At 73.0% G+C, this 13065-nt stretch carries 12 protein-coding genes; 3 read left to right on the forward strand and 9 right to left on the reverse strand.

Translation table 11 applies throughout. The features are described 5' to 3' along the window. From G1H19_RS23740 to G1H19_RS01080, 7 genes are all read right to left on the reverse strand, one after another. Nucleotides 1–591, reverse strand: a 591-nt coding sequence (locus tag G1H19_RS23740) for a phosphotransferase (protein WP_163638767.1), incomplete at its 3' end; no start/stop codon positions are given. After that, nucleotides 483–974 (reverse strand): phosphotransferase, encoded by a 492-nt coding sequence (locus tag G1H19_RS23745; RefSeq protein ID WP_162393260.1) that lies wholly within the window; start codon nt 972–974, stop codon nt 483–485. The genes G1H19_RS23740 and G1H19_RS23745, both read right to left, overlap by 109 nt. A gap of 92 nt (nt 975–1066) precedes the next feature. Beyond that, a complete protein-coding gene (locus tag G1H19_RS01060) occupies nt 1067–1468 on the reverse strand; it encodes a DUF2304 domain-containing protein (protein WP_152731756.1) in 402 nt (133 codons plus the stop codon). After that, a complete protein-coding gene (locus G1H19_RS01065; RefSeq protein ID WP_202925957.1) occupies nt 1465–2193 on the reverse strand; it encodes a glycosyltransferase family 2 protein in 729 nt (242 codons plus the stop codon). The genes G1H19_RS01060 and G1H19_RS01065 overlap by 4 nt, the downstream gene beginning before the upstream one ends. A gap of 95 nt (nt 2194–2288) precedes the next feature. Next, the gene (locus G1H19_RS01070; RefSeq protein WP_268895176.1) at nt 2289–4121 is read right to left on the reverse strand and encodes an acyltransferase; all 1833 of its coding nucleotides are present in this window, start codon (nt 4119–4121) and stop codon (nt 2289–2291) included. Between the two features lie 193 nt (nt 4122–4314). Further along, nucleotides 4315–5415 (reverse strand): mannose-1-phosphate guanylyltransferase, encoded by a 1101-nt coding sequence (locus tag G1H19_RS01075; protein ID WP_152731753.1) that lies wholly within the window; start codon nt 5413–5415, stop codon nt 4315–4317. A gap of 2 nt (nt 5416–5417) precedes the next feature. Continuing rightward, nucleotides 5418–6377, reverse strand: a complete 960-nt coding sequence (locus tag G1H19_RS01080; RefSeq protein WP_322099370.1) for a glycosyltransferase family 2 protein — start codon at nt 6375–6377, stop codon at nt 5418–5420. Between the two features lie 162 nt (nt 6378–6539). On the opposite strand from G1H19_RS01080, the gene G1H19_RS01085 reads away from it, so the two are divergent. The 3 genes from G1H19_RS01085 to G1H19_RS01095 are packed head-to-tail and all read left to right on the forward strand — an operon-like array spanning nt 6540 to nt 11333. Beyond that, nucleotides 6540–8105: a hypothetical protein gene (locus tag G1H19_RS01085; RefSeq protein WP_152731752.1), complete on the forward strand. Its 1566-nt coding sequence runs from the start codon at nt 6540–6542 to the stop codon at nt 8103–8105. Nucleotides 8106–8163: 58 nt separating this feature from the next. Further along, nucleotides 8164–9351: a UDP-galactopyranose mutase gene (gene glf, locus G1H19_RS01090; protein WP_162393257.1), complete on the forward strand. Its 1188-nt coding sequence runs from the start codon at nt 8164–8166 to the stop codon at nt 9349–9351. Between the two features lie 8 nt (nt 9352–9359). Continuing rightward, nucleotides 9360–11333: a glycosyltransferase gene (locus tag G1H19_RS01095; protein WP_152731751.1), complete on the forward strand. Its 1974-nt coding sequence runs from the start codon at nt 9360–9362 to the stop codon at nt 11331–11333. A 78-nt stretch (nt 11334–11411) separates the two neighbouring features. Here G1H19_RS01095 and glfT1 read toward each other — a convergent pair whose 3' ends face one another. Then, a complete protein-coding gene (gene glfT1, locus G1H19_RS01100; protein ID WP_162393256.1) occupies nt 11412–12305 on the reverse strand; it encodes a galactofuranosyltransferase GlfT1 in 894 nt (297 codons plus the stop codon). Next, complete coding sequence (wzt, locus tag G1H19_RS01105; protein ID WP_235928210.1) at nt 12302–13063, reverse strand: galactan export ABC transporter ATP-binding subunit Wzt/RfbE; 762 nt, start codon at nt 13061–13063, stop codon at nt 12302–12304. Before wzt ends, glfT1 begins: the two co-directional genes overlap by 4 nt. Nucleotides 13064–13065: the final 2 nt, after the last annotated feature.

The raw sequence follows: 13065 nt of genomic DNA on the forward strand, positions 1-13065 counted from the left end.
GGATGCCCCGGGCGGCTCCCCTGAGTTCCGATCAGGCCTTCGAGCTGCTGTTCCGCCTGGTCTTCGCTGCCACAGCCTGGTGAGAGCGTTCGCTCCCAGGAACAGCACGTGCGCAGGACCACGAGTCACCTCCGTCCACGACGCACGTCCTCCCGGAGTCCGCAGCCACGCGGCCAGCTGACCGGTGCGGTCCGCCAGGTACCCGGGCAGACCGTCCGGGTCGTCCACGGCCAGCCGCAGGTTCACCCTGTTCAGCAACCGCGCGGCCGTCAGTGCCCCCACCAGGCCAACGGGCGCCTGCGGCCACGGCCGCACCTCGGTGTAACCGGCGCGGAACGCGTCCACCAGCCTCGGCCCCGCCGGGCACCGCCGCAGCGACAGCACGCTGGACGACAGGTCCTGCACGCCGAAACCCAGCACCAGGTCCTGGACGTCGATCGGCACCAGCGTCCCGCCGGGTTCGACCAAGGTGTTCGCCGGGGTCAGGTCACCGTGCAGCAGGTGCGGCGGCTCCGGCGCCGTGTGCCACAGCTCGTCCAGTGCGGCCTGCGCCCGGTCGAGCGCCTCGGCGAGCACCGCCGCCCCGGGCACGTCCGGCTCCACCAGTCGTGCGGGCAGCCGCCACTACAGCACCGGTCGGCGACCACCACGTCCGGCGGAGCCCGCCACGCCTGCGCGTCCGCGTGCAACCGGGCCGCCAGCCGACCCAGGGCAGCGGCGATGGGCTCGGTGAGCCGGCTGCGCAGCGAGCGGCCCGGCACCCAGTCGAACACCGCGCACTCGCGGGGCCGGCCCGCGTCGTCGGTCACCCGGGCGCCCAGCTCGCCGTCCCGGGCGGGCATCACGCCGGGCACCGGCAGGCCGCCGTCCCTCGGTCGGTGCAGCCACGCGGCCTCGGCGTCCAGGGTGCCGGGAGCGTGGATCTGCAGGGCCGCGCCGATCCGCAGCGCGTACACCGCACGCCCGGTGTCCACCCGGTGGACGCTGGTGAACGACTCAGCCGCGCGGGTCACCCGGCGCGGCCGCAGGTCGTACCGGGCCAGCGCGGGCCGGGCGAGGGGACCGGTCAGCGGTCGGCGTCGCCCACGGCGCGCAGCCCGGCGGCACGCTGGTGCTCGCGCTCGGCCACCAGGTCGGCGTGCCGCACCGTCGCGTCGGACAGCGCGACCTGGCGGGCGAGCAGCACGATGCGCGCCTCCTGCTCCCGGAAGCGCGCGCTGGTGCTGCCCACCAGGTAGATGATCACCAGCGCCAGCCCGTAGACCAGCAGGTCGGTACCCCGGGTGATGCCGACGAGGTCGGCCAGCGCCTGCAGCGTCGAGGGCACCATCACCGCGATCACCCCGGCGACGACGGTCACGCCGGCGAAGATCTTGCGGCGGGCCTGGCCGCGCAGCGACGCGCGCGAGCGCAGCGACAGCAGCACCGCCAGCACGAGCGCCGGGATCAGGACGATCTGGATGATCATGTACGCCCCCAGTGCGTCACGCGGTGGGCTGCCACCTCGGCCAGGATGTTGACGCTGTTCAGCAGCGGCTGGCCCTTGGACTTCGAGTAGTCGGTGTACAGGATGTGCACCGGGTACTCCACGATCTTGTACTCCGGCCGGGTCAGGTACGCCTCGAGCTGCGAGGCGTACGCCATCCCGGCATAGGACAGCCGCACCTCGGCGGCCACGTGCCGGTCGATGATCCGCAACCCGTTGTGCGCATCGGTGAGCCGCACCCCGCCACCGCGGTTGAGCAGCTTCGCCGCCGTACGCAGGATGACCCGCCGCAGCACGCTCATCTCCGTCGGGCCGTCGCCCTCCAGGAAGCGCGACCCCAGGACGACGTCGTAGCCCTCGCGGATCTTGCCGATCATGCCGATCAGGTCGTGCAGCTGGTGCTGGCCGTCGGCATCGAAGCAGGCGATGTAGCGCGCGTCGGTGAGCGTGAGCGCGGCCTCGAAGCCGGTCTGCAGCGCGCCGCCGGCACCGAGGTTGATCGGGTGGCTGACCCGGAACGCGCCGGCCTTGTCGATCTCCGTCGCCGAGGCGTCGGTGCTCGCGTCGTCCACGGCGATGACCGTCAGACCCGCGGCCACCAGCTCGGCGATCACGCCACCGACCACCGGGGCCTCGTTGTACACCCGGACCACGACGACGGTGTCGTCCCACGGTCCAGGGGGCGCGGTGAGGGCGGGGACGGGCACCCGTGCCGTGTGCTCACCCCCGCCGTTCACGGGCACCGATGCTAGACGGGTCCGGGCCCGGTTCCGGGCCACGTCGACGGTCCGGTTGGCAGCGGTCATCGCAGTGCACCCTCTCGGACGTCCGTGGCGGGGACCGGCGTGCGGTCCGCGTGGCGACCCGACCGCGAGGACGCGGTGGAGCCGGTGGACCGGGGGGCAGCGGCCAGCGCGAGCGCAGCGGTCGCCGGTCGCAGCGCAGGCGCGGCGGTGCTCTGCTGCCCGGCGGCCCGCTCCGCGTCCTCTGCCCGGTCCGCCGCCCGGCGCCGGGGAACCGGGGACGGCGCGCTGCGCCGCTGCGGCCGGGAGGTGACCAGCGGCGGCATGGTCACCGTGTCACCCAGCTGGCGGGCCATCGCGATCAGCGTGCCGGCGTCCGAGGCGCGCACCCCGCGGGTGCTCGGCATCGACCGGGAACCGGTCACGCCGTCGTCCGGCGCCGACCGGCCGGCGGTGGGCAGCTCCTCGGCCAGCAGCTCCTCGGCGAGCACCTCCTGGGCCAGTTGGGCGGCGGACTCCTCGTCCGCAGGCTCCTGGGCGGCCGGGGCCGTGGTGACCAGCTGCTCGACGTCCGGCTCCTCGATCCCCGACCAGCCCGCGACCGAGCCGGTGCCGGCCGGCTCGGCGTCGGGGAGCACGGCGGCGGGCAGCGTCTCGGTGGGCAGGTCGGCGCCGTCCGGCACGACCCGGTCGGGCACGAGCGCCACAGCCTGGTCGGCCACGGTCGGGGCGGCGGGACCGCGGCCCGACCGGCCGACCCGGCCGGCGAGGTCCAGGCTCGGCCGCTCGACCAGCCACCAGAAGACGACGGCGGCCAGCAGGCTCAGCGGCAGCCCCACGGCCAGGCTGACCAGCAGCCCGCTCGGAGTGGCCGGGGTGAACGTCGCGACCGACACCACGATCGGCTCGTGCACCAGGAACAGGGAGAAAGAGATGGTGCCCAGCCACTGCACCGGGCGCCTGTCGAACGCGCGGCGCACGGCCGGGCAGTGCAGCACCACGAACACCAGGACGGCGGTCCCCAGCACCCCGCCGGGCCGGCCGAGCGGCACCCACAGCGTCCCGTCGGCGACCAGCGCCTTCACCCACCACTCGGTGAGCAGCGCCAGCAAGCCGCCGGCGGTGAGCGCCGTCCAGAGCAGGCCGGCCGAACGGGAAGCGTTGACCCGCGTTCCCCAGGCGGCGAGGGTGGCCAGCTGCTGGGCGAGCAGCACGCCGACGGCGAAGACGAACATGAAGCTGATCAGCTGGTGCCCGGCGGACGCGGCCCAGGCGGTCATCCACAGCGACGCCGGCACCGACAGCCACAGCGGCGCGGTCAGCTGGCGCACCAGCACGACGAACACCGGCAGGAACAGGGAGAAGAAGACCTCGTAGCGCAGCGACCACAGCGGCGAGTTGAGCCAACCGGTGCCCCAGAGCAGCCCGGCGTCGTGCACCAGCACCGACAGCGTGGCCGGCCCGGCATGCGCGTTGGTCCACCAGCTGGCAGCCGGGTCGACGACCCGCGGCACCAGCGTGACGATCAGCCCGGTCAGCGCGACGGCGACCACGACCGGCACGTACAGCCGGACCAGCCGCTTGCGGTAGTAGGGCGCCCAGGTGCCGGGCCGGGAGCCGCGCATGTGCGGCAGCGCGAGCACCAGCCCGCTCAGCACGAAGAACACCAGCACGGCCTCGCCGCCGGCCCACAGCAGGTGCAGCGGGGTGTAGGTCAGCCACCAGGCGGGGGACGAGCGGTCCGGACTCAGCTGCTGCCCGGCCAGCGACGGCAGCGCGAGTGCCGTGCTGTGCACCACGACGACGAGGGCGGCGACGCCACGCAAGCCGTCGAGAGAGGTCAGCCGGGCTCCTCGTCGCCCATCGCCAGCAGAACCGGCCCGGGAGGGCATCGGGGCGACTCGGGCAGCCCGCTCGGCACTCGTCACTGACAACACCTGACGACCATCCCGTGCCAGCGGGCCAACTCGCCCCGACACTCCGGGCCCGCGGGAGGATCACGACCCAGCAGCGCACCCGCGTCCCAGCCGTCACAGCCGGCGGGCCGGCCCTGCTCCGGGCGAGAAGTGTTCCGAGTGAGAAGTGTCAGGAGAAGGTGTCGCGATGGCGGGTGCCCACCTCGGCCAGCAGGGCCTTCACCCGCTCGGCCTCGCTCACCGGCGCCACCATCGTGACGTCGGCAGTGTGCACCACGATGCTGTCCCGCACGCCGACCAGGGCGAGGAGGTGCTCCGGGTCGTCGCTGAACACCACGTTCCCGGAGCTGTCCAGCAGCACGGCCAGCCCCCGGACGGCGTTGCCGGCGTCGTCGGTGTCCAGGGTGCCGGCCAGCGCGGGCCAGGAGCCGACGTCCAGCCAGTCGACGTCCAGGTCGACCACGACCACCCGGCCGGGCTCCGCGGCGGCCGGCTCGAGCACGGCGTAGTCGACGCTGATCTTGGGGCAGGACGGGAACACCTCGGCCAGCACGGCATCCCGCTCGGGCCCGGCGGGTGCGGCCACGACCTGCTCCAGCACCGCGGCGGACTCCGGCAGGTGCTCGGCGAGGGCGTCGAGCACGGTGCGCGCCCGCCACACGAACATGCCCGAGTTCCAGAGGTACTGGCCCGACGCCAGGTACCCCTGCGCGGTGGCCAGGTCCGGCTTCTCCCGGAACGACGCCGCCTCGGCCGCGCCCGGCACCTCGGTCGGCCCGCCCTTCTGCACGTACCCGAACCCGGTCGCCGGCGACGTCGGCGTGATGCCCAGCGTCACCAGGGCGCGCGGGCGGGCAGCCAGCACCGCGTACGCCGTCTCCAGTGCCGCGGCGAACGCCTCGACCGGCCGGATCACGTGGTCGGCGCTCACCACCGCCAGCTCGGCGTCCGGGTCGACGTCGGCCACCAGCGCGGCGGCCAGGCCCACCGCGTTCGCGGTGTCCCGCGCCACCGGCTCCAGGATCAGCCGGTCGGCGCCCAGCTCCGGCAGGCAGCTGAGCACCTGCTCGCCGTAGCGCGCCGCGGTGCACACCCAGATCTGCTCGGCCGGCAGCACCGACCGCAGCCGGGTGAACGCCTCGGCCAGCAGGCTGTGCGCTCCCCCGCCGGGCTCGGCGACGACGTCGAGCAGCTGCTTGGGCCGCGCCGCCCGGGACAGCGGCCACAGCCGTGTCCCGGAACCACCCGCCATGATCACCGCGTGCCGCATGCTCAGCTCCCGCCGTCGTCGTGGTCCGGGAGCCCCGCGGGCCCACCAGGGCCGACACTCCCGACCCGGCCATGATGGCCGTCGTGGCCGGCCGGGGTGGCGGGCAGGTCGGCGGCGGGACGCTGGAAGCGGGCGCCGGCGGCCACCCGGCCGCTGACGTAGGAGGTGAGCATCCGGGCGCCCAGCCCGGCGCGCAGCACCGTCCGCAGCGGGGCGTCGCGCCGGCGCGGGTGCTGGCCGGAGAGGAACCGCAGCGCGCTGGTGTGGTGCACCCGGGCCATGCGGTGCGGTTCGCGGCGGGTGGAGTGCCCGCCCTCGTGCACCACCACCGCGCTCGGCGCGTAGACGTGCAGCCACCCGTGGCGGCCCAGCCGCTCGGCCAGGTCGACGTCCTCGAAGTACATGAAGTAGCCCGGGTCGAAGCCGCCGACGGACCAGAACGCCTCCAGGTCGACCAGGAAGCAGGAGCCGGACAGCCACCCGGCGGGGCGCTCGCGGGGCGCCTCGTCCTCCCGGCGGTAGCGCGCCGTCCACGGGTTGGCCGGCCACACCCAGCCCAGCAGCGCGTGCCCGATGCCGGTCGAGAGCCGCGGCAGGTCCCGCGCCGAGGGGTACAGCTCACCGGTGGGCGTCAGGATCGCCGGGCCGACGGTCGCCGCCCGCGGCCAGCGCGCGGCCACGTCCAGCAGCGCGTCCACCGACCCCGGCTCGAAGCGGACGTCGGGATTGGCCACCAGCGCGAAGCCCGAGGTGCGCCCGGCCAGTCCCGCGTTCGCAGCCGCGCCGTAGCCCACGTTGCCGCCGGTGCGCAGCAGTGTCACCTCGGGACGCTCGGCCACGGCACGCTCCGGGACGCCGTCGGTGGAGCCGTTGTCGGCCAGCACGACCTCGACCGGGAGGGAGGTGGCGGCGGCCAGCGAGTCGAGGAACCCGTCGAGGGTGTCGCCGGGTGAGAAGGTCACCGCGACGACCCGGAGCGGTGTTCCCGGTGAGACCTCTGGCACCGCACGACCATAGTGCGACCCCCGCGAGCCCCGTGTCCTGGGCGTTCGGTGCGGCGCCGGGCCCGCACGGACGGGCGAGCCGACTGGTCTCGGAGCCCCGGGGCCTGGATCATCGGGAGAATGTCGTCCACCGCCACCACCGCAGCGCCGGACCGTGACCACGCCGGCCCGGGGCCCGCGGTGGACGCGACGCCCGCCGGGGGCCCCGGCCGCCGGCAGGACCTGGTGCTCGCCGCCGGCGCGGCGCTCGCCTCCGCTCTGGTCTTCCTGCTGGTGCGCGGCAGCCTGATCGACGACGCCTACATCACGCTCTCCTACGCCCGGAACCTCGCCGAGCACTGGCACTGGGGCCTCACCGAGTTCCGGACGGCGAACACCGCCACCTCGCCGCTGAACGTCGTCGTCCTGGCGGCGGGCGCGTTCGTCACCCGGGACGGCGTCTGGGGCCTCGGGCTGGTGTTCGTGCTGCTCGGCGCCGCCCAGGCCTGGGGCCTGTCCCGGCTGGCCCGCGACCTGCGGCTGCCCGCCGCCGCCGCGGCCGCGGCGTTCGCCCTGGTGCTGCTGTCGCCGCTGATGCTGTCCATCGTCGGCATGGAGATGACCCTCGGCGTCACGCTGCTGGTCTGGCTCACCGTCGCCGCCGTCGAGCGGCGCCCCGTGCTCTTCGGGTTGATGACCGCTGCGCTGGTGCTCACCCGCGTCGACCTCGGCATCTTCCCGCTGGTCTTCCTGCTCACCAGCCGGCCGATGCTCCGGCGGGCACCGGTGGCCGTCGCGGTGGCCGCCGTCGCGGCGCTGCCCTGGTACCTGTTCAGCTGGTTCCACCTCGGTGCCCTGGTGCCGGACACCCTGGTGCTCAAGACCATCACCGGGTCGTCGTGGGGTCCCTGGGAGTTCCTCAACGGCCCGCTGCTCTACTGGCGCGCCTACCCGGCGGCCATGCTGATCACCACGCTGGCCGCCGGCGTCGGCGGCCTGGCCCTGGTGCTGTGGGTGGCCACTCGCGCCTGGCGCCGGCCGGTCGGTGCGGGTCTGGGCCCGCTGGCCGCCCTCGGCCTCGGCGGTGTCGGGCACTACGCCGCCTACTCGCTGCTCTCCCCGCCGCCGTACCACTGGTACTACGCGCCGTCGGCCGCCTCGCTGACCATCGTCGGGGCGCTCGGCCTGGGTGGGGCGCTGCTGCGCGCCCGCGCGGCGGACACCCGGCCCGGGGTCGCACCCCGGGTGGCGGTCGGGCTGGTCGCGGCCGCGCTGCTGGTCACCGACGTCGCGTTCGTGTTCGGTCGCGGCGTCCCATGGGAGCAGGTCCCGATCACCACCAACTGGGCCACCGCCGCGGAGTACGCAGCCGTCGGCGAGCAGCTGCGCACCCAGGCCGCCGGTGAGGTCATCGCCAGTCCCGGCGAGATCGGCAACCTCGCCTACCACTGCCGCTGCGACATCGTCGACTCGTTCTCCGACCGCGGGGCACTGCTGCCCGCGATCGAGCAGGGCCGGGAGGACGCCGGGCCGCTGATGCGGGCGTTCCTCGACCTGAACTTCGCCCACCTGGACACCGACATCGAGGCCGCCACCCCCACCCGGGCACTCACCTACCGGGGCGGACCCGACGCGAGCGGCACCTGGCCGGTGCACTCCTCGTGGCTGGGGCCAGGCGCACTCGAACTCACCACACCCGCCTCATGAGTCGCGCAGGTGCCCGCCGGTCGGCGGTCACGGGGTGTGCCCAGGTAGCGTCGGAGGTGTGAGTTCCCGCCCTGCAGACCTCGTCGTCGTCGGTTCCGGCTTCTTCGGCCTCACCGTCGCCGAGCAGGTGGCCAGCCAACTGGACAAGCGCGTGCTGGTCATCGACCGCCGCGACCACATCGGCGGCAACGCCTACTCCGAGCCGGAGCCGGAGACCGGCATCGAGGTCCACCGCTACGGCGCGCACCTGTTCCACACGTCCAACGAGCGCGTCTGGGAGTACGTGAACCGGTTCACCGAGTTCACCAACTACCAGCACAAGGTCTACTCCATCTACAACGGGCAGACGTACTCGCTGCCGATGAACCTGGCGACGCTGTCCCAGTTCTTCGGGCGCAGCTTCTCCCCCAGCGAGGCCCGCGAGCTGGTCGCCCAGCAGGCCGGCGAGATCGACACCGCGCAGGCCTCGAACCTCGAGGAGAAGGCCGTCTCGCTGATCGGCCGCCCGCTGTACGAGGCGTTCATCCGCGGGTACACGAAGAAGCAGTGGCAGACCGACCCCACCGAGCTGCCCGCCGCGGTCATCGCCCGGCTGCCGGTGCGCTACACCTTCGACAACCGGTACTTCAACGACACCCACGAGGGCCTGCCGAAGGACGGCTACACCGCGTGGCTGACGCGGATGGCCGACCACCCGAACATCGAGGTGCAGCTGTCGACCGACTACTTCGACGTCCGGCACACACTGCCGACCGGCGTGCCCACGGTGTTCACCGGCCCGATCGACAAGTACTTCGACTACTCCGCCGGTGAGCTGGGCTGGCGCACCCTCGACTTCGAGACCGAGGTGCTGCCCATCGGGGACTTCCAGGGCACCTCGGTCATGAACTACGCCGACGAGGACGTGCCCTTCACGCGCATCCACGAGTTCCGGCACTTCCACCCGGAGCGGGACTACCCCACCGACAAGACCGTGGTGGTGCGGGAGTTCTCGCGCTCGGCCGAGGCCGGCGACGAGCCCTACTACCCGATCAACACGCCCGAGGACCGGGCCAAGCTCGAGCACTACCGCACGCTGGCCGCCGCCGAGGCCGACCAGAAGCGCGTCCTCTTCGGCGGGCGGCTCGGCACGTACAAGTACCTGGACATGCACATGGCCATCGGGTCGGGCTTGAGCATGTTCGACAACCGCATCCGACCCTTCTTCGACACCGGCGGCCCGCTCGACGGCCGCCTGGAGGACTGACGCACCTCATGACCATCCCGAACACGACGCTGCCCGAGCACGACGCCCCGGTCTCCCAGGAGGTCGTCAGCGAGCCTGCCGCCGAGGATCTCCTGCCCGGCAAGGCCGTCGAGCTGCTGCAGCGCGTGCTGATGCCTCGGCCTGCGGACCAGACCAAGGTCCGCAGCCTGTACCTGGACGAGGTCAACTCCACCGTCCGCGTCCGCGCACGCGACCGGTACAGCGCACAGGTCCCCGCCGGGAGCGAGCTGTCCTTCGCCACCTACTTCAACGCCTTCCCGGCCAGCTACTGGCGCAGGTGGAGCGTGCTCACGACGGTCGTGCTGCAGGTGACCGTGGCCGGGACCTGCCGGGTGGACGTGTACCGCTCCAAGGCCGACGGCGAGTCGATGCACATCACCGGTGCGACCCACGAGGGCCCGGACGAGCAGACGTTCGAGTTCGAGCTCGACCTGGGACCGTTCAACGACGGCGGCTGGTACTGGTTCGACGTCACGACCGAAGACGAGACCACGATCCGGCAGGCGGGGTGGTACGCCCCGCAGGCCCCGGTCGAGCAGCCCAAGCTCGGCATCGGCATCTGCACCTTCAACCGCCCGGTGGACGCCGTCGCCGCACTGACGGCCCTGGTCGAGGACCCGACGGTGCGGGACGCCCTGCACGTCGTGGTGGTCGCCGACCAGGGCAGCAACCACGTGCGCGACGCGGCCCACTACCCGCCCGTCGCAGAGGCGCTGGGGAGCCGGTTGCGGATCATCCAGCAGCCGAACCTCGGTGGCAGCGGCGGTTTCGCCCGCACGATGCACGAGTCGTTCACCCAGTCCGATGCGACCCACCACATCCTGCTCGACGACGACATCCAGCTCGAGCCGGACAGCATCCTCCGCGCGCGTGCGTTCGCTGCCTACGCGCAGAAGCCCATGCTGGTCGGCGGGCAGATGCTCGCCCTGCAGGACCGCTCCGTGCTGCACACCATGGGTGAGATCGTCGACCGGTCGAACTTCTTCTGGCGCAACGCCCCGAACACCGAGTACTTCCACGACTTCGGCGAGCGGAGCCTGCGCCGCTCACCCGACCTGCACCGCCGGATCGACGTCGACTACAACGGCTGGTGGATGTGCCTGATCCCGCGGGTCGTGTTCGAGCAGATCGGCATGCCCCTGCCGGTGTTCATCAAGTGGGACGACGCCGAGTACGGCCTGCGCGCCTTCGCCGCCGGCTTCCCCACGGTCTCCCTGCCCGGCACGGCCATCTGGCACCTGTCCTGGGGAGACAAGGACGACGCCAGTGACTGGCAGGCCTACTTCCACATCCGCAACCGGCTGATCGCCGCGGCCCTGCACTCCCCGCACAAGCACGGCGGCCGGCTGTTCGCCGAGATGATCAAGGCGGACCTGCGGTTCCTGATCAACCTGCAGTACTCGACGGTCGAGCTGCACCACATGGCCTACCGGGACTTCCTGGCCGGACCCGACCAGCTCTTCGAGGGCATGGCGGGCTCCGTCGGACAGGCCCGCGCGAAGCGGGCCACCCACCCGGACGGCCGGGTCCTCCAGTCCTCGGCGGAGCTGCCGCTCCCGTCGATGAGCACGGCCGAGGCGATCAAGTTCCGGCGCATCCCGGTCAAGCCGACCGAGATCGGTTCGACGCTGCTGAAGGCCATCGCGCACAACGTCGTCCCGGTCGACCCGTCGCACCGCGAGGCACCGCAGCTCAACCTGGCGTTCCAGGACGCACAGTGGTTCCTGCTGGCCCGACTGGACAGCGCCACCGTGGGAACGGCCGACGGCCGCGGCGTCACCTTCCGGCAGCGCGACCCGAAGACGTTCCGGGAGCTCTCGACCGGCTCGGCCCAGCTGCTGCGCCGGATGTACCAGGAGTGGCCGGACCTGCAGCGCCGCTATCGGGCCGCCGCAGCGGACCTGACCTCCGTCGAACGGTGGGGCGACGCCTTCCGCACCTGGGGATCGACCCGGGTCTGAGCCGCCCGGCACCTCGGTGCGCCGTCCTGGGCCGCAGCCCGGGACGGCGCAGCGCTCGGCGTCCGTCTGCCGCCGCCGTCAGGAGCGGGTGAAGTGCTCGCGGCGGCCGGCGCGGGTGAGGCGCAGCCACTCCCGCCAGCCGGCGCGGTCGCGGCGGGTGACCAGGAAGAACCAGCTGAACCGCACGAGTTCCAGCGGGAGCAGCCAGCGCATGCCGGGCTGGGCCATCAGGTACCCGCGGTTGCGGTAGGTGAAGAACCGCTTGACCTCGTTGCCGGGGTACTGCGCCGACAGCCGGCCACCCAGGATCGGCTCGAACTCCGAGGTGCCCTCCGGGTGCAGGTACGCGGCCTGCGTGCAGGTGCCGAAGGGCAGGCCGGAGCGCACCAGCCGGCGGTGCACCTCGGTCTCGTCGCCGCGGAAGAACAGCCGGTAGTCCGGCACCCCGACGACGTCGAGGGCCGCGGCGCTGAACAGGGCGCCGTTGAACAGCGAGGCGTAGCCGGGCAGCAGGTCGATGGACGCGAAGTCGCTGCGGCGCCGGCGCCAGCGCAGCCCGCGGCGCAGCGGGAAGGCCAGCCGCTCGGGGTCGGCCAGGTCGGTGACCAGCGGCGACACCTCGGCGAGCCCGTGCCGGTGGGCGGCGGCCAGCAGGGTGGCGAGCACGGTGTCGTCGGCGGGGCGGCCGTCGTCGTCGGCGCACCAGACCCAGTCGGCCCCCAGCGACAGCGCGTGCAGCATGCCCAGCGCGAACCCGCCGGCGCCGCCGAGGTTGCGCTCGCTGGGCAGGTAGGTGACCGGCAGCCCACTCCCCCGGACGACGATCTCGGCGGGCTGGTCGGCGCCGTTGTCCACCACCACGACGTGGTCGACCGGGCGGGTCTGCGACGCGATGGCCGCCAGGCTCTGCGCCAGCAGCTCGGGCCGGTGCCGGGTGACGATGACGGCCACGATCCGCTCGGGAGAGCTCACGCCGGGGTGCCCTTGTAGGCCCGCAGGACCTCCTCGATCTCGCCGTGCGCCTTGATCTGCCCGTGCTCCATCCAGATCGCGGTGTCGCACAGCTCGCGCAGGAACTCGTCGGAGTGCGAGGCGAACACCAGCAGGCCGGAGCGCTCGACAAGCTCCTTGAGCCGCAGCTTGGACTTCTCCAGGAACGCGGCGTCGACGGCGCCGATGCCCTCGTCCAGGATCAGGATCTCCGGGTCGATGCTGGTGACCACGCCGAGGGCCAGGCGCACCCGCATGCCGGTCGAGTAGGTGCGCAGCGGCATCCGCAGGAAGTCACCGAGCTCGGTGAAGTCGGCGATGTCGTCGACCCGCTCCTCCATCTGCTTGCGGGTCATGCCCAGGAACAGGCCGCGGACCATGATGTTCTCCAGGCCGCTGATCTCCGGGTCCATGCCGACGCCGAGGTCGAACACCGGGGCCACCCGGCCGTTGATCTCCGCCGTCCCGCGGGTGGGTTCGTAGATGCCGCTCATCAGTCGCAGCAGTGTCGACTTGCCCGCGCCGTTGTGGCCCACCAGGCCGACGCGCGCGCCGTGGCCGAGGTCGACGCTGATGTCGCGCAGCGCCTCGATGATCGGCACCTTGCCCTCGCCGCCGATGTTGCCGCCGACCAGGCCCATCACGGTCTTCTTGAGCGAGCGGCTCTTGGCGTCGAAGATCGGGAACTCGACGCAGGCGTCCTTGGTGCTGATGCTGACCGGACGGATCGCTGTGGACACAC

The organism is Goekera deserti, assembly GCF_010685995.1.
Lineage (GTDB): Bacteria > Actinomycetota > Actinomycetes > Mycobacteriales > Geodermatophilaceae > Goekera > Goekera deserti.

Bases quoted from the DNA above. Each gene is read 5' to 3' on its own strand.
- G1H19_RS01070 (WP_268895176.1), bottom strand. From the start codon at position 4,121: ATGCCCTCCCGGGCCGGTTCTGCTGGCGATGGGCGACGAGGAGCCCGG.
- G1H19_RS01095 (WP_152731751.1), top strand. From the start codon at position 9,360: ATGACCATCCCGAACACGACGCTGCCCGAGCACGACGCCCCGGTCTCC.
- G1H19_RS01085 (WP_152731752.1), top strand. From the start codon at position 6,540: ATGTCGTCCACCGCCACCACCGCAGCGCCGGACCGTGACCACGCCGGC.
- G1H19_RS01075 (WP_152731753.1), bottom strand. From the start codon at position 5,415: ATGCGGCACGCGGTGATCATGGCGGGTGGTTCCGGGACACGGCTGTGG.
- G1H19_RS01060 (WP_152731756.1), bottom strand. From the start codon at position 1,468: ATGATCATCCAGATCGTCCTGATCCCGGCGCTCGTGCTGGCGGTGCTG.